This window comes from Vreelandella sp. H-I2 (genome assembly GCF_052959335.1).
Map to the genome: position 1 here is coordinate 112,149 of NZ_JBRAMC010000002.1, position 17,558 is coordinate 129,706.

Annotated in this window: 10 protein-coding genes; 8 read left to right on the plus strand and 2 right to left on the minus strand. The window is 56.8% G+C overall.

What is annotated here, in order from left to right; all coding sequences use genetic code 11:
* Positions 1-8: 8 nt before the first annotated feature.
* Positions 9-914 carry a polyprenyl synthetase family protein gene (locus ACUVOF_RS05125; RefSeq protein ID WP_447043327.1) on the minus strand — a complete coding sequence of 302 codons (906 nt, stop codon included), beginning with the start codon at positions 912-914 and terminating at the stop codon, positions 9-11.
* Positions 915-1,200: 286 nt separating this feature from the next.
* Positions 1,201-2,667 (minus strand): membrane-bound lytic murein transglycosylase MltF, encoded by a 1,467-nt coding sequence (gene mltF, locus ACUVOF_RS05130; RefSeq protein ID WP_447043328.1) that lies wholly within the window; start codon positions 2,665-2,667, stop codon positions 1,201-1,203.
* 184 nt (positions 2,668-2,851) lie between these two features.
* On the opposite strand from mltF, the gene purL reads away from it, so the two are divergent.
* From purL to ACUVOF_RS05170, 8 genes are all read left to right on the plus strand, one after another.
* Positions 2,852-6,814: a phosphoribosylformylglycinamidine synthase gene (purL, locus tag ACUVOF_RS05135; RefSeq protein WP_447043329.1), complete on the plus strand. Its 3,963-nt coding sequence runs from the start codon at positions 2,852-2,854 to the stop codon at positions 6,812-6,814.
* 24 nt (positions 6,815-6,838) lie between these two features.
* On the plus strand, positions 6,839-8,647 hold the full coding sequence (locus ACUVOF_RS05140; RefSeq protein WP_447043330.1) for a DEAD/DEAH box helicase: 1,809 nt from the start codon (positions 6,839-6,841) through the stop codon (positions 8,645-8,647).
* Positions 8,648-8,875: 228 nt separating this feature from the next.
* Positions 8,876-9,889: a helix-turn-helix domain-containing protein gene (locus ACUVOF_RS05145; protein ID WP_447043331.1), complete on the plus strand. Its 1,014-nt coding sequence runs from the start codon at positions 8,876-8,878 to the stop codon at positions 9,887-9,889.
* A gap of 264 nt (positions 9,890-10,153) precedes the next feature.
* A complete protein-coding gene (locus ACUVOF_RS05150) occupies positions 10,154-10,333 on the plus strand; it encodes an ESPR-type extended signal peptide-containing protein (protein WP_447043332.1) in 180 nt (59 codons plus the stop codon).
* A complete protein-coding gene (locus tag ACUVOF_RS05155; protein WP_447043333.1) occupies positions 10,326-10,484 on the plus strand; it encodes a hypothetical protein in 159 nt (52 codons plus the stop codon). The genes ACUVOF_RS05150 and ACUVOF_RS05155 overlap by 8 nt, the downstream gene beginning before the upstream one ends.
* A 203-nt stretch (positions 10,485-10,687) precedes the next feature.
* Positions 10,688-12,202, plus strand: a complete 1,515-nt coding sequence (locus ACUVOF_RS05160) for a ShlB/FhaC/HecB family hemolysin secretion/activation protein (protein ID WP_447043334.1) — start codon at positions 10,688-10,690, stop codon at positions 12,200-12,202.
* Between the two features lie 98 nt (positions 12,203-12,300).
* Positions 12,301-16,848, plus strand: coding sequence for a two-partner secretion domain-containing protein (locus ACUVOF_RS05165; RefSeq protein WP_447043335.1), 4,548 nt, complete (start codon positions 12,301-12,303; stop codon positions 16,846-16,848).
* A 108-nt stretch (positions 16,849-16,956) separates the two neighbouring features.
* A complete protein-coding gene (locus ACUVOF_RS05170; protein ID WP_447043336.1) occupies positions 16,957-17,547 on the plus strand; it encodes an SGNH/GDSL hydrolase family protein in 591 nt (196 codons plus the stop codon).
* Positions 17,548-17,558: the final 11 nt, after the last annotated feature.

The following is a 17,558-nucleotide window of genomic DNA, read 5'->3' on the forward strand; positions in this document are numbered from 1 at the left end:
ATGAGCAATCAGCCGAACATGGCCAGCTGCTTATCAAACCAGTCGTTTATAAACCCGCGAGTAACCGCCGTTGATCCGCAGGCCTCAGTCAGATGCGCATCGGCGCGGCGCAGGTGTTCTTGCAAACGTAGGCGAACCGCTGCTGGGCCCAGCATGGCGACCAACGTTGATTTGCCACTGTCCTGATTGACGTCCTTACCGGTGTCGCAGGAGCTGTCGGAAAGATCATCCAATAGTTGAAAAGCTTGCCCCAGGTGCTGGGCAAAGCTTTTCAGCATCTGATGCGTACCGGGTGAGGCGTTTGCCGCAAGCGCGGCCATTTGCAGCGTAGCCTCGAACAGCGTGGCGGTTTTTAGCGTATTGGTCGATACGATAGCGTCCGCACTACGCGGATGACAGCCTTCACTCAAATCACGAAACTGGCCCTGTACCAGCCCCTCTAACCCGGCGGCGCGGGAGAGCGCTGTGACTGCCTGGGTCTTGCAGCTGTCAGAAAGAGCTTCTGCCTCGGTTATGACACCATACGCGCGGCTAAGTAACGCCACGGCGGCGAGAATCGCCACATTTTCGCCAAACTGGCGGTGAACCGTGGGCCTGCCGCGACGCAGCAGGGCACCGTCCATACACGGGATATCATCTAGAATTAGTGACGCCGCGTGTATCATCTCAACCGCGCAGGCTAAGTCTAGAAGTCCCGGCCGGTCGGGCGGGCAGCCCAGGTCCTGCGCTGTCAATAGTAGTAACAACGGGCGAATTCGTTTCCCCGGCACTAGCGTTCCTTCGCGCATCGCCGCCGCCACTAGATCGTGCTCATGTTCTTCGGGCAGCAGCTGCCCAAGACGGGCCTGAAGCACGTCGCGTAAGGCCTGTAACTTGGCTTCATGGCTTGAAAATGTGTCGACGCTGGCGTTCATCAAAGCGGTCCCTGGTTTCCCATTATGGCGAAGTGGTGTCAGACACTAAAAGCGTATGGCGGTAGTGTGTGCGGCCATCATGGTCCTTCATGCCGCTTTATAAGATCGGCGTCTGACGTTTTGTTAACTTAACGAGCGTGTGCTGTCGTTAGTGTATTTACCCAACGCTTAGAAAAGCGTAATCCATAGACCGTGAAATTTCTTTAATTACTCGGTGTCGTTGATTACTTTCTGTATAAGAAAAAAGAGAGCAGGAAAGCTCAAACCTAACGCGGCGAGCGATACATTATTGATTTAATGGCGGCACAAGCTCAAAAGGCAGTAGCGGATCATCGTTTGTCGGCGTTTGTTCTAATTGGAAAAACTGCTGGCGGCTAAGTTCTACATACTCAAGCATTTCATAGTAACGGCGGATGTTACGCACGTATATCACCGGCTCGCCGCCACGGGCGTAGCCATGACGTGTTTGGCTGTGCCATTCACGTTCTTGTAACAGTGGCAGCGCGGCGCGCACATCCGCCCAGCTGTCGGGGTTGCCGCCGCGTTTTTCGGCAATCTTGCGGGCATCGTACAAGTGGCCGAGGCCGACGTTATAGGCGGCCATGGCCATAAACAGACGGTCATCACCGGTAATGCTTTCTGGTAAGCGGTCTTTAATGCTTCGCAGGTAACGGGCACCGCCATCAATACTCTGTGCCGGGTCGGTGCGGTCGGCAATGCCCATTTCGCTGGCGGTGGGGTTGGTCAGCATCATTAAGCCTCGCACGCCTGTCGGCGAGACAGCATCCGGGTCCCAGTGAGATTCCTGATAGCCCACGGCAGCCAGTAGCTTCCAGTCAAAACCGGTTTCCTGGGCGGATTGCTGGAATAACTCCGTGTAACGGGGCAGGCGCGCATCCAGGTGACCAAGAAAAGTGCGCGTACCCACATACTCTAAATAGTCGTCATGGCCAAAGTAGCGGCTGAATAGTCGATCCAGCATGCCGCTTTCCTGTAAATCTTGTAGAAAACGGTTGGCGGCTTCGAGTAAACCCAGCCCGCGCCCACTGGGTAACGCCCACACCATGGAGAGCGGGTCGCCCAGCGTAAAGCCACGTTCAACATTGGGGAAAAATAGCCGGTTTAAACGAAACTGATGTTCAAAGATCACCGCGGCGTCCAGGGTGCCGTCTTCAACCCGCGCCAACAGTTCAGCAACTTCAAGTTCATGAGATTCTTTCCAGCTCAGCGTGGGGTGGCGGCGTTGTAGGTCGCGCAGCGCTTCGCTGGTACCGGCCTTGCTAAGCGTGCCAAGCTCCAGACCGACAAGGTCGCTAGGTGCCTGGATGCCGTTAAGTCCGCGACGATACACGACCAGCGGCTGCATCTGGATAATCGGACGGGTGTAGTGAACACCAGGCGTGATTGGCAATAATGGCAGCGCAGCAGCACCCAGGTCGCCTTTTTCGCGTACTGCGGGGAGTACGCTTTCGGGGTGGTGATTGGCGTCAAGATTAAGACTCACACCCAAGTAGTCGGCGAAACGGTGCATCAACTCGTATTCAAAGCCGGTGGGGCCATGGCGGCCTTCGTAATAGGTGGTGGGGGTGTTGCGGGTATGAACGGTAATAAAATCTTTTGCGCTGATATGCGTGAGATGCTCGCCTGGGGGGACAAGACAAAGAGTGGGTACCATCACCAGTAACGTAATAGCGGTTAACGCATAATAAGCGCTGGCTCGGGCTAAGAAATGTCGGCAAATCAACGTCAGCATGGCGTCTTGTCGGCATGAAACAAGCTGCCACGATACCCAGCCAGGGTCACGCTGTCACCTTGTTGATTTCGTGTGGTGGCTGGTTTCCAGTATCATAGGGGTTTTTCGGTACCATAAAAGCATGGCCGCCTAGCGGCCCGGTAATTTCCCTGCACGAATTTCCCTGCTCTAGAGGCTTCAGGATATGCTCGAACTGCGAGGCGCGCCCGCCCTTTCTGCCTTCCGTCATGCTCGGCTGTTAACGGTGCTGCGTGAACGTGCTCCCGAGGTGGAAGCGCTGTCTGCCCACTATGTTCATTTTATCGATCTTACTTCCCATGACCGCCATGAGGAACTGGAGGACGCTGTCCGTGAACGTTTGGTGCAGCTACTTGACTATGTGACGGGCGATGGCACTCAATCGAGCGTAGAAGTGCCTGAGCGAGCCCAGCGTTTTTTAGTGGTGCCACGCTTGGGCACTCAGTCACCCTGGTCGTCAAAAGCGACCGATATCGCCCACAATTGCGGATTGCACCAAATTAACCGCATCGAGCGCGGTATCGATTACCGGGTCAGCTTCACCGCTATGCCGGACGAAGAGAGTTTGAGCGCGCTGGCGGCACTGCTGCACGACCGTATGACTGAAACCGTGCTGTCCGATGCTTCAGACGCTGCCAAGCTGTTTGCCCACCACGAGCCGGTACCGTTGGGCAGTGTGGATATCCTAGAGGGCGGTAGGGATGCACTGGCAACGGCCAATCAGGCGCTAGGGCTGGCGCTGGCAGAAGATGAAATCGACTATCTTGTCGATGCTTTCAATGAGTTGGGGCGTAACCCCAGCGACGTTGAACTGATGATGTTCGCCCAAGCCAACTCTGAGCACTGTCGCCACAAAATTTTCAACGCCGACTGGGTCATCGACGGTGAGCCGCAAAGCCACTCACTGTTTAAGATGATCAAGAACACCTTTGCGTCGTCGCCGGATAATGTGCTCTCCGCTTACAGCGATAATGCTGCCGTCATTAAGGGCAGCCAGGCAGGGCGCTTTTTTGCTAAGCCGCTAACCGGGGCTGAAGACGAGCGGGCGCTTTACGGCACCCATCAGGAACCCATTCATATCCTGATGAAGGTAGAAACACACAATCACCCCACCGCGATTGCCCCGTTTCCCGGTGCCGCAACGGGCTCGGGTGGTGAAATTCGTGATGAGGGCGCCACGGGTATCGGCGGCAAGCCCAAAGCCGGCCTGTCAGGTTTTACCGTCTCCAATTTGCGCATTCCTGAGTTCGTGCAGCCTTGGGAAGCCTTCGATTACGGCAAACCGGGGCGGATGGAGTCGGCGCTCAATATTATGCTCGAAGGCCCGATTGGTGGCGCGGCGTTTAACAATGAGTTTGGTCGCCCCAATCTAACCGGCTACTTCCGTACTTACGAACAGGAGTCATTGAACGAGGGCGGTATCGAAAGGCGCGGTTTCCATAAGCCGATCATGCTCGCGGGCGGTTACGGAAACATTCGTGCGCACCACGTCCAGAAGGGCGATATCCCTGTCGGCGGCAAGCTGATTGTGATGGGTGGCCCGGCGATGTTGATTGGCCTTGGCGGCGGTGCCGCCTCCAGCATGGCGTCTGGTACGTCTAGCGCCGACCTGGATTTTGCCTCGGTGCAGCGCGAGAACCCTGAGATCGAACGTCGCGCCCAGGAAGTGATTGACCGCTGTTGGGCACTGGGCGATCACAACCCGATCCGTTTTATTCACGATGTGGGTGCCGGTGGGCTTTCTAACGCACTTCCCGAGCTGGTCAAGGACGGCAACCGTGGCGGTCGATTTGATTTGCGCGCGGTGCCCAACGCCGAGCCGGGCATGAGCCCGTTGGAAATCTGGTGCAACGAAGCCCAGGAGCGCTATGTCCTGGCCGTAGCGCCCGAGGATCTGGAAACCTTTGATGCGCTATGTAAACGTGAACGCTGCCCCTATGCGGTCGTCGGCGAGGCGTTGGAAGCGCATCACCTTGAAGTGCGCGATGGTCACTTTGATAGCAAGCCCGTCGATTTGCCGATGAGCGTGCTGTTCGGTAAAGCGCCCAAAATGCAGCGCGAATTTGAGCGTCACGACCCAGAGCTTTCGGGGGTAATGCTCGATAATCTCGACCTGCGCGAAGCGCTGGATCGCGTGCTACGCCTGCCGACGGTAGCCTCTAAAAACTTCCTGATCACCATTGGTGATCGCTCGATTACAGGCCTGGTGGCACGTGACCAAATGGTCGGTCCCTGGCAGGTGCCGGTGGCCGATGTGGCGGTCACCACGGCAAGCTACGACACCCACGCTGGTGAAGCCATGGCCATGGGGGAGCGTCCACCGGTGGCGTTGATCAACCCTGCGGCCAGCGCCCGTTTGGCGGTCGCCGAAGCGATTACCAATCTAGCCGCAGCGCCAATTGCCAAGCTCAGCGATATCAAACTCTCTGCTAACTGGATGAGTGCTGCTGATCACCCAGGTGAAAACCAGGCGCTTTATGATGCGGTTTACGCAGTGGGCATGGAGATGTGCCCGGCGCTGGGTATTGCAATTCCAGTGGGCAAGGATTCAATGTCGATGCGTACCGCCTGGAAAGATGAAAACGAGCAGGGTGAGCACGAAGACAAAAGCGTCACCTCGCCGCTCTCGCTAGTGGTGACTGGCTTTGCACCCGTGACCAATGCGTTGGCGACGCTAACGCCGCAGATCAATCTGGATCAAGACGAATCGGATCTGATATTGATTGATCTGGGTGGCGGGCAAAATCGCTTGGGTGGCTCTGCTCTGGCGCAGGTATACGGCCAAGTGGGCAATGACTGCCCCGACGTCGACGATCCGGAAGATATCAAGGCTTTTTTTGAGGTGATTCAGGGCCTCAATCGCGATGGGAAGCTGTTGGCGTATCACGATCGCAGCGATGGTGGCCTGCTGGTCACCCTGCTGGAAATGGCCTTTGCCGCCCATGCCGGGCTTGAAATCAAGCTCGACTGGATGATCGACGAACCAGTGGAGGCATTGAATGCACTGTTCTCCGAAGAGCTGGGGGCGGTAATTCAGGTCAATCGCCAACACACTGAAGAAGTGTTGGCGCAGTTTGCCGTGGCCGGTATCGAAACCTGTGGTGTGATCGCCCGCCCCCGCTACGATGACCAGGTGCGTGTGACGCTATTCGAAGAGCCGCTACTGGAAACCACGCGCCAGCTTACCCAGCGTACCTGGGCGGAAACCAGCTACCGTATGCAGGCATTACGGGACAACCCCGAATGCGCCAAGAACGAATACGACAATTTGCTCGATAGCCGTGATCCAGGGCTTTCCGCAACCCCAACCTTCGATATTAATGACGATATCAGTGCGCCGTTTGTTAATACCGCCAAACCTGCCATGGCGGTGCTGCGCGAGCAGGGCGTCAATGGCCAGGTAGAAATGGCCTGGGCCTTCGATAAAGCCGGTTTTGAAGCAGTGGATGTACACATGAGTGACATTCTCGAAGGGCGCGTTTCGCTGGATGAGTTCAAAGGGCTTGTCGCTTGTGGCGGCTTCTCCTATGGCGATGTATTGGGTGCAGGTGGTGGTTGGGCTAAATCGGTGCTGTTTAATGAGCGTGCCCAGGAGCAGTTTGCGGCGTTTTTTGCCCGTGATGATAGCTTCTCATTGGGCGTCTGCAACGGCTGCCAGATGTTGTCGCAGTTGAAATCGCTAATCCCCGGTGCCGAAAACTGGCCGACTTTCGTGCGCAATGAGTCCGAGCAGTTCGAGGCGCGGGTTTCCATGGTGCGGGTCGAGAAAAGCCCTTCGATTCTGCTAGCCGGTATGGAAGGCTCGCAGCTTCCCATCGCCGTGGCCCATGGCGAAGGACGTGCAGAATTCCGTGACAGCGCTCACTTACGCAGCATGCAGTCGAGTAGCCAAATCGCGCTGCGCTACATCGACAACTATGGCCAAGCGACCACCCGCTACCCGGCTAACCCTAACGGTTCACCCTCGGGCATTACCGGCCTGACCACGCCCGATGGCCGGGTGACCATTATGATGCCTCATCCTGAGCGCGTCACTCGGGCGGTTACCAATTCCTGGCGCCCAGCTGAGTGGACCGAAGATGGCGCTTGGTTACGTCTGTTCCGCAACGCTCGGGTTTGGTTGGGTTAACGAAGACCCCCACATAGGTGAACAATGACGCAACACGACAAGGCGGCCTCCGGGCCGCCTTTCGCATCCCCTGCCCAGACGCCCCAGTTACGCTCCTACCAGCAAGAAGCGGTAAAGCGCGTGATAGCGCATTTTCGCGCCTCTAGCGACCCCGCGCTGGTAGTGCTGCCTACCGGGAGCGGTAAATCACTGGTGATCGCTGAACTGGCACGCCTGGCGCGAGGGCGTGTGCTGGTGTTGGCCCATGTGCGCGAACTGGTGGAGCAGAATCACGCCAAGTACCAGGCGTATGGTCTTGAGGCAGATATTTTTAGCGCGGGCCTAAAGCGTAAAGAGGCGAGCCGCCAAGTCGTGTTTGGTTCGGTGCAGTCGGTAGTACGCAACTTTAAGCGATTTAACGACGCCAATTTCACCCTATTGGTGATCGACGAGAGTCACCGCGTATCGCTTGATGAGGACGCCAGTTACCGCCAAGTGATTGAACACCTGCGGAGCCAAAATCCAAACCTTAAAATACTTGGACTCACCGCGACGCCTTACCGCTTAGGGCAGGGATTTATTTATTATCGTCATCATCACGGCATGGTGCGGGGCAGCGAAGAGAGTTTCTTTCGCGATTGTGTCTTTGAGCAACCGCTGCGTCTGATGGTAAAGCAAGGCTACCTTGCTGCGCCTAAACGACTGGATATGGCCGTCGAGGGCTATGACTTCTCTGCACTTAGGCCGTCATCGGGCGGGGTGTTTCAGGAGGAAGCGCTTAACCGGGTGGTGGCAGGTAGCCGGGCGACGCCCGGTATTATCACCGAAATTGTTCAACGTGCTGAGAATCGTCAGGGTGTGATGATCTTTGCCGCTACAGTGGCTCATGCGGAAGAAATTATCGGCTATTTGCCGCGGGCAGAGGCGGCGCTAATCACCGGTATGACCCATTCCCGCGAGCGCACAGCGTTGATTGAGGCATTCAAAGCGCGTGAGCTGAAATACTTGGTGAACGTCGCGGTACTTACTACCGGCTTCGATGCACCCCATGTGGATTTAATCGCTATTTTACGCCCCACCGAATCGGTGAGCCTTTATCAGCAAATGGTCGGCAGAGGGTTGCGTTTGTCGCCAGGTAAAAGCGACTGCCTAATTCTGGATTACGCCGGCAACCCTTGGGATATCTTCGCGCCGGAAGTGGGCGAGCCGAAGCCTGATAGCGACAGCGAGCCGGTGCAGGTGGAGTGCCCCTCCTGCGGCCATGCCAATCTTTATTGGGGTAAGCGCGACGGTGATTTAGTGATTGAGCACTTTGGCCGTCGCTGTCAGGGGCTAATTGAAGATGACGAGGGTAAGCGCCATCAATGCGATTTCCGATTCCGCTTTAAAGTCTGCGAGGAGTGCGGCGCCGAGAATGACATTGCTGCCCGCCGCTGCCACGGTTGTGACAAGTTGTTGGTGGATGCGGATGATAAACTCAAAGATGCCCTAAAGCTTAAAGACGCCAAGGTACTGCGGGTAAGCGGTATGCAGCTAGAAGCGACGACTAATGGCCGTGGTCTGCCACGCTTGAAAGTCACCTATCACGACGAGGACGGCAGTCACCTAGCCGAGTGGTTTGCGCTGGAAACGCAGGTCCAGCGGCGCGCCTTCTATGCTGCCTTTCTGCGCTATCACCTGCGCGCACCGGGAGGTGAATGGCAGCCGCTAAGCGCCGAGGAAGTCGTCGCCGAACAGCGCCGACTGCGCCACCCTGACTTTGTGGTAGGCCGCAAAGTAGGCCGCCATTTCCAAATCCGAGACAAGCTGTTTGACTATACTGGCCGCTACCGCAAAGCGGTGGAGGCGGGGTAGCACTCCCTATTAAGGAACAACTGAGGTATCAACTCCACCAGCTAACGTTACTAACTCACTACAGGCTGCTCTCTCCCTTATATGCCTCTGCCCTCAGCAGCCCAGTGTCAGGATATTTAGTTAAAAAGTACTACAAAACCCCACTGTGGGGCTGGATTAAGAATCATTTTTATCTTAATAATAAGTCTGATGGCGAACCACTGTATAGACGCACCATGAGATGATGACATGAATGCTTCCCCGCTCCCCTCTTTCGCAGTCAATACTCAAAGCATGCCACGAAACGCCGCCTTAGATTTATGGCAGCAACTTAGCGGCACTATTTACCACACGCGGCTTCTCAATGAGGAGCATTTTTTTGCTAGTGCCAGTGGGGTGCAGTTGGATGATATGTTGCTGTTGCAGTGCCAGAGTATATCTCAAACCTTTGATCGCTCAAGGCGCCAGATAGCTGCCGATGGGCACGACCACTTCTATATTCAGTTTAATCGGCAAGGGGAGTGGTGGCGTCGCGATGGGCGTGCCAATGTGGTAGGCCGTCCAGGTGATATGATCGTCCAAGACACGGCTCAGCCTCATTCTAGCGTAGTCTCTGACTTTAATAATCTTTCACTTCAACTGCCCAGACGGCTACTGACAGGGTTATTGCGAACTCCTGACGAGCATAATATGCAGGTAGTGGATAGTGGGCAGCCGCTTGTAGCGTTATTGCGACATCATTTAGAGCAGTTGATTGTACTGACACCCACGATGACGGTAAGCCAAGCGAGTACCATTGTTCAGCCGACGCTGGAACTTGTGGCGGCGGCACTCAACGGCCGAGTTGCTGAAGAGCAAATGCCAAGCATTGATGTGGCGTTGGGGGAGACCATTCGACACTATGTGCGTCAACATGCACTCAATTCTCAGATGTCACCAGTGACCATTGCCACGCATTTTGGCATTTCGGTACGTAAGCTCGCCTACCTATTTGAGGCAGATGGTGGTGTCGCCACTTACCTACGTAGCTGGCGGCTGCACTTGTCTCGTCAGGTGCTTATTGATCCTCAATGGCATCATCTTTCTATAAGCGAAATTGCCCTGGCCCACGGTTTTAGTCATGGGTCGATATTCAGTCGTGCCTTTCGTCACTACTACGGTGTTTCTCCCAGAGAAGTCAGGTACGAGTCCAGGGCACGCACTGAATCATTTTATATACCTGCTTTACCGCTCTGGGAGCGTTTTACCCCGCCGGATGAGTAATGTCCTACTACCACGACTGCACATAATGTCAAAAGTGCCGGTCTTTTCATGCGGGTTCTGTTAACAATGCCTGCTAGCGCTTGCCTATTGCACTTTCTCGGCTAGTTATACCTCATAATTCTGCACCTTAGTGACGTCATTGTTATTTATTAGCTACTTCTAGTGTGTCCGATGTAGCCATATAACCTGGTTGGGGAGGGTGGATGGTGGGGATAAAAGTATTTCTGTATGAACAGGGGCTAGTAGCTTCATTGGGAGTCGGCCGTGAATCGATGCCACCGACTCCTATGGTCACGCTGCAGGCACTGCTTAGTGGTGGTTGCCGAACAAAGCAAGGAGCGTAAAAGCCGTAAAGGAAGCGCCTTGGGCATGCGACGACTCTTTACAACTTCGTTGCTGGCAACGTCCTTTGGCTGTCGGACCAAATGTCAGTGTCATGGCTAGCCTAGCGATTGGTGTGCTGCAACGGCAGAGCGGTGATGGGGAACCTGATGTGCGTTTTACTCCGTTGGATGATGGCAGTGCATTGATCGGGGCTGAGGCGGCGGTATCAGCCTACTGGATAAAGCTGGGGCTAATAACTGATAACAAGTAAGGGAACCAATGATGTTGATAACAATGATTTTTTGCTTGACACCTTGCCAAAGACTATTCCAAAGACAGCGACAACGAATACGCCAAAGGCTGCGTCTAAGTGTTGCCTTGGTGCTGCTACTCAGTGGCTCCGTAGCGTTAGCCCAAACAGCCCCTGATGCTGGACAAATTTTGCAGCAGAATCAGCAAGAAAGGCTCACACCATTGCCTCCGTCTGTGACCCTAGACCTAGATGGTCAGCCGCTCAAAAAGATGGGGGCGGGTGGGCAACAGGTGACACTGCAGAGTATCCACTTTCGCGGTAACACGCTGTTTACTGAGGCTGAGCTAACGGCGGTGCTTGGTGAGACCATCCACCAGCCCCAGGATATGGCGGGTCTGCAAGCCCTCGCCAACCGTATTAGTCGCTTCTACCGTGACAATGGCTACCCCTTTGCCCGCGCCCTGTTGCCCGCCCAAGATCTGGGCAATGGAGCGCTCACGCTTGAAGTGGTGGAAGGGCGTTACGGACGGGTGCATACCACAGGCCCAGAGCTGTTGGCTGCTCAAGCTCAACCTTGGCTGACGGCACTTCAAACGGGCGCGGTGATCGAATCTGCGCCACTTGAACGTCAACTGCTGGTGCTAGGTGATCAACCGGGCATAGCGGTTACGCCGGTGATGCGACCTGGCCAGGAGGTGGGTACGGGTGAGTTGGATGTTCAAGTACAGGCCACTGAACGGGTTAACGGTTTTGTGGGGGCTGACAACCACGGTGGCCGCTACTCTGGTGAGCAGCGGGTGCGGGTGGGGCTCAGCGCCAATCGCCTGCTCAGGCTGGGCGATGAACTCTCCGTAGTCGCACTCTATGCCAGCGAGATAAGCACGCTCTATCCCGATGAAAAAACGTGGTTCGGAGAGCTACGTTACACCCTACCTATTGGTTATCGTGGCTTGCGTGGCGAGTTTGGTTATGTGCACACCGACTATACGCTGGGCAGGGGCTTCGAGGGCTATACCGGTACCGCCGATAGCTACTTCGCCGGTCTAAGCTACCCGCTGCTGCGCCGTCAGCGCCACAACCTGGCTCTCAGCGGAGGGTACCGTTATAGGGATCTTGATGACAACGTCGACTTCATTGACTACCGCGCTGCCACTGAGAGTCACAGCGTGCCTATGGGGCTGTTGTTTGATCGCCGTGATGGGCTGGGTGGCATTACCTGGGGAGGCGTTACCCTGACGCCTGGCGAGATCGACTTGTCTCGCAGCGGTGCTGAGGACACCCGCTACCAGTTCACTAAACTTGAACTCGACGTTTCCCGTCTACAGTCGCTTGGCGCGAGTTTACAGTTCTTTGCCCGATTTAACGGCCAGTGGGCCGACCGAGCGCACCTCGATGGTTCAGAGAGCTTCTACCTTGGCGGCCCCAATGGTGTACGTGCCTATCCCGTGGGCGAGGGTAGCGATGCCCGAGGTTGGTTAACACAGTTTGAATTACGCTACCGCGTTGACAATAGCTTGGCGCCCTACATCTTTTTTGATGCTGGACGCACGCTTAATGGTGGCATTGATGAGAGCGATGCGCGTGAAGTGGCCGGCGGTGGCATAGGCATTCGTTACCAGCAGGGTGGGTTCAGCTTTAACCTCGCCAGCGCTTGGCAGACTGATGGCGGTGATGCCCAATCCGATGATCATCAGCGCGAGCCACGCATCTGGGCAAATATGAGCCACCGCTTCTAATAACAGCAATAACCACATAGAAAAGCAAGCTTAGCTGCTGGGATGCGGACGCGTTCGATTAGTAACCCCCAGCAGCCTGGGGAAAGGAGAAGTGGGGAATGAATCATATTTATCGCAGCGTATGGAACGTGGCTAAGTGTGTTTGGCAAGCCGTTGGGGAGCATGCTGCACGTGCCGGTAAAACACGCTCAGCGCGATTAACCGCCTGCAGCACAGTAATACCGATGGGCAGTCTGCTGCTTACGCTACCGCTACAAGCGTCGGAACTACCTTCGGGCGGGCAAATTATAGCTGGCGAAGGGGTACTTTATGGCGATGGCAGCACCCTGACTATTGATCAACGCAGCGACAGCCTCGCCATCGATTGGGAACGTTTCTCCATTGGTGAGGGCAATACCGTTCGCTTTAACCAGCCAAGCAGTGATGCCGCCGCGCTGAACCGAGTCACCGGTGACCAAGTTTCTACCATTCGTGGCGCTCTCAGTGCTAATGGCCGGGTGTTTCTGGTCAACCCCAACGGTATCCACTTCACCTCCACGGCACGGGTAGATGTGGGGGCCCTGGTGGCCTCGACGCTGGATATTACCACTGAAGATTTCATCGCCGGTAACTACCATTTCGCGGGTGACAGTGCTAATGCGGTCATCAACCAAGGCAACATCACCACCTCAGTAGGCGGCGCGGTGGCGATGATCGCCGCTGAGATTATCAATAGCGGCAATATTACCACTCCCCAAGGTAGCACGCTGATGGGCGCGGGTAGTCGAGTGAGGTTAGACCTTGGCGGCCCGGTACAGATTGAGGTTGAAGAGGCCAAACTGGCTACCCTGATTGAACAGGGGGGGGCAATTCGCGCCGATGGAGGGCGGATTTATCTCACTGCTAGCGCCGCCGGAGAGCTTACCTCTAGTGTGATCAACCATACCGGCATTAGCGAAGCGCGTACCTTGGTCAGCGGTGAGAATGGCGCCATTAGGTTAATGGGTGATATGGAGCGGGGTGAGGTGCGTGTTGCGGGCAGCCTGGATGCCTCGGCACCTGAAGGAGGCGATGGCGGTTTTATCGAGACCAGCGCCGCCAAGGTCACCATCGCCGATGAGGTGATGGTCACTACCCGGGCGGCAAGTGGGCCTGAGTACAGCGGCCAAACCGGCACTTGGCTGATCGACCCCACCGACTTCAGCGTCAGCGCCGGCAATGCCAGCCAGACCGCCAGTGGCATCGGCGCCACCACCCTCAGCACCAACCTGCAGAACACCAGCGTCACGCTTCAGACCGTGGCGAGCGGCAGCGAAAGTGGCGACATCAACGTCAATGCTGCCATCAGCTGGAGCGCAGATACCACGCTGACCCTCGATGCCCACGGCGATATCAACCTCAATGCCGCCATCACCGCCAGCGGCGACAGCGCCGGGCTCAAGCTGAACCATGGCGGCTACACCCAGAACAACGGCACGGTCGCCAGCGGCAGTGACTACCACGTCAAGGCGCCGGTGTCCCTCAGCGGCAACCATGCCAGCCTGAGCGTCAATGGTGACGATTACACCCTGATCCACGGTATGGCGGAACTCGATGCGATAGACAGCACCGACCTCTCCGGCCATTACGCCCTGGCACAGGACCTGGACGCCGGCGGCAGCACTTACGACCGGGCGGTGATCGACGGAGCTTTCAATGGCACCTTTGCCGGCCTGGGTCATACCATCAACGATTTGACGATCGTCTCGCCCAACGACCGGGTCGGCTTGTTCAGCATCACCGGCAGCGCAAGTCTGATTCGGGATATGGGACTGGCGGGAGGCAGCATTACCGGCATCGGCAGTGGCGCTGTGGATCGTTATATCGGCGGGCTGGTAGGCGTGAATGACGGCACCATCACAGGGGCTTACAGCACCCTCCCCATCATCGTTGCAGAGGGTGCGAGCAACACTTCGGCCTTTGCCCTTGGTGGGCTGGCTGGCAGTAATAGCGGGCAGATCAGCGCCTCCTATGCAACGGGGGATCTTGCCACCAGCAGCAACGCACCCAACCAATACATAGGCGGGCTGGTCGGATCCAGTAACGGCTCTATTCGTAACGCCTATGCACTTGGCAATATCTCCAACACCGGCTCGCGCTCCGTTCTCTATAATACATTTGGCGGGCTGATTGGGCTCAACCTGGGCACTGTCAGCCATACTTATGCGACCGGAAACGTTACCAACACAGGTTCAGGCGAGACATCTCTCCATAACTCGCTAGGCGGCTTGGTGGGGGCACAGCTCACCGATGCCGCGGAACTCAGAGACAGTTACTTCGCCACCACCGATGCCGATGGCAACCCCATCAATACCGGCCTGGAAGTGGTGGGCCACAAATATTCCGAAAGCTTCCAGGACAGTATCAGCGCCGGCAAGACCTGGAGCGAACTGATGAATCCAGCAACCTTTGTTGGCTGGGATGACCATGTCTGGTCCTTCTACGATGCACGCTCCGAAGGGTACGGGTTGGGAGGTCTGCCTTACCTGACAGGGGTTACGCGTCAAGAAGACCGCATTGGCAACGGTACCCTGTTCGAGGGTGGTTATGGCACAGAGGCATCACCCTGGACCATCACCGACTGGCTGCAGTTGCAGAACATCAACTATGCCGGTGATAGCAACGTGCTCACCGGCGGGCATTCTTTTGCGATTGCCAACGATCTGAATAGCGATACCCTCGGCTACGCCTCTCAGGCCAGTGCCAGCGCCAACGGTGGCTTGGGCTGGAAACCGCTGGGATCGTACTCTTCCGTCTTTGTCGGCACCTTCGATAGCTTGGGTCACAGCATCAGTGACCTGAACATAAAGCGAACAGACAGCTACATCGGATTGTTTGGCTACACCGCCAGCACCAGTACGATCCGCAACCTTTCTCTGCAGGGTGCCAACGTGGCAGGCGGCAGCTATGTCGGCGGCCTGGCTGGTCTGAATCAAGGTGAAATCCTCAACGCTCAGGTCGAGGGCAGTGTTAACGGTACGGGCGGCCGCACCGGTGGGCTGGTCGGCGAGAACCAGGGCAGCATAATCCTGGCTGGCTTCAATGGCGTGGTGGACGGCGGTAACGACGACAATAACGGCGGTGTGGTCGGTTACAACGAGGGAATCCTGACCCAGGTGTACGCCAGCGGCACGGTGAAGGGGCGCGATAACAACGGCGGCTTGGTTGGTCAAAACGCTGGCTGGGGCAGCATCAGCGATGCCTACTTCACTGGTCTTGTTGACGCCAGTGCCAACATCAACGGTGGCCTGGTCGGGCGGCACTTCGGCAGTTTAAGCAATGCCTATGCATCCGCCGCCGTCAATGGCCGTTACGAGCTCGGTGCAGTGATCGGCGATGGCAACGGCTCCCTAAGCCATGTCTACTGGAACACTGACCAAACCGGCCTGTCAGCTATGGCTTCCGGCGCAGGAATGGGTGCCACAGGACTGACCGGAGCGCAACTGCAACGCGCCGATAGCTTCGCGGGCTTCGATCTGGATACCGAAGGCGGCACCGGTACTCTCTGGCGCATCTACGAAGGTCAAACGACACCGCTGCTGCGCGGCCTACTCCGCGACCTCACGGTCACCGCCACGCAGGTGGCAGGAAAGTCCTATGACGGGAGCGTCGCCAGCGGGGTCGCCAGCCATACAAATGATACCAATGTGAACAGCAGTCTGCTGCTGGGTGACTTGAGCTATGCGACCAACAGCCAGAACGCTGGCACCTACAGCACCGCCGATGGCAGCCTGAGGCTAGGCGGGCTGTATTCCGGCCAGCAGGGTTACGACATCCGCTATGCCGACACCAGCCTGACTATCGACAAAGCCGCCGCGACCGTCACCGCCAACAGTGGCCAAGCGACTTATAACGGCCAACAGCAGGGCATTGCTGGCTTCACCGCCACGGGACTGGTCAACGGTGAAACAGAAAGTATCCTTACCGACGTCACCACCAGCGGCGGCAACGGCGTCAATGCCGGTAGCTACATCCATCGCGCCAGCGGTAGCGACGGCAACTACACCCTGACCTTTATTGACGGCACACTGACCATTGAGCGTCGACCGGTCACCGTGACGGCAGATGGCCAGCACAAGAGCGAAGGCGATGCTGACCCGCTATTGAGCTGGCAGGCAGGCTGTGGGGCGCTAAGGGGAGAGTGTGGTCTCGTGGCGGGTGAGTCGCTTGCTGGCGGACTGGAACGGCAGCCGGGCGAGGAGGTAGGTCATTACACCATCGAGCAGGGCACTGTGAATGACAACACAAATCCCAACTACGCCATTATCTTCGAGCCGGGTGAGTTGGTGATCGCAGCTTTACCTGAGCCCGAGCCTGAACCACAGCCGGAACCACAGCCAGAACCACAGCCAGAACCACAGCCAGAACCAGAACCAGAACCAGAACCAGAACCAGAACCAGAACCAGAACCAGAACCAGAACCAGGACCAGAACCAGAACCACAGCCTGCAAGGCAGGAAGGTAGCGCAGTAGCTAGCGTAGCGATTGGTCTGCTGCAGCAGACTGGTGATGGTGCGCCTGATGCACGCTTTACCTCACCGAATGATGGCGACGATGACAGGGTGTCGATCAAGGTTGAGGACGGAGGTATCCGCTTACCCAATAACGCCGAGCTAATCGCTGATTAACAAGTAAGAGTACCGATGATGTCGATAACACTGCATTTATGCATGGCACTCTGCTACGGCCAGCGCCAATTCGCTGCTTTTACTCAGCCCCTTAAACGGAGGTAGCTCATGACGACTCCAAAAACCTGGCTAACCCTGCTGGCCTCGCCCCTGCTCCTGTCCGTCGCTCCCTGCACTCTGGCCTCCCCCGCGCCCTACAGCAGCATGGTGGTGTTCGGTGACAGCCTTAGCGACGCCGGCCAGTTCCCCGACACACAGCTGCCTGGAGAAAGCCTGCGCTTCACCAACCGCAACGCTGTTGGCCAGCCCTATGCACTCAACTCCTCGACCCGCCTAGGCCAGCAGTTGGACATCGACGCTGGGCAACTGGCCGCCTCCACCTCGGTGGTCAATGCCGCGCTCGGCCTGGCCGATGGCAATAACTGGGCTACCGGCGGCTATACCACCACGCAGATACTCGACTCGATTACTGACACCTCAAGTGTCACCAGCAACGGGGTGGTACTGCGCGAGCGCGACGGCTACCTGCCCTGGTTGGCGGATCAGGAGTTGCAGGTCGATCCAAATGCGCTGTTCTATCTCAACGGTGGCGCCAACGATTTCTTCCAGCAGTCGGCCATCGACCCTAGCGCCATCGACGCGGACTTCAGTACCGCCTCTGCCAACACCCTGGCCGATAGTGCCGCCGCTCTGGATTAGGCAGGTGCCCG

Excerpts from the sequence above, each read along its gene's own strand:
- ACUVOF_RS05125 (WP_447043327.1), bottom strand. The coding sequence starts at position 914 with ATGAACGCCAGCGTCGACACATTTTCAAGCCATGAAGCCAAGTTACAG.
- ACUVOF_RS05170 (WP_447043336.1), top strand. The coding sequence starts at position 16,957 with ATGACGACTCCAAAAACCTGGCTAACCCTGCTGGCCTCGCCCCTGCTC.
- ACUVOF_RS05140 (WP_447043330.1), top strand. The coding sequence starts at position 6,839 with ATGACGCAACACGACAAGGCGGCCTCCGGGCCGCCTTTCGCATCCCCT.
- purL (WP_447043329.1), top strand. The coding sequence starts at position 2,852 with ATGCTCGAACTGCGAGGCGCGCCCGCCCTTTCTGCCTTCCGTCATGCT.
- ACUVOF_RS05145 (WP_447043331.1), top strand. The coding sequence starts at position 8,876 with ATGAATGCTTCCCCGCTCCCCTCTTTCGCAGTCAATACTCAAAGCATG.
- mltF (WP_447043328.1), bottom strand. The coding sequence starts at position 2,667 with ATGCTGACGTTGATTTGCCGACATTTCTTAGCCCGAGCCAGCGCTTAT.
- ACUVOF_RS05165 (WP_447043335.1), top strand. The coding sequence starts at position 12,301 with ATGAATCATATTTATCGCAGCGTATGGAACGTGGCTAAGTGTGTTTGG.
- ACUVOF_RS05155 (WP_447043333.1), top strand. The coding sequence starts at position 10,326 with ATGGCTAGCCTAGCGATTGGTGTGCTGCAACGGCAGAGCGGTGATGGG.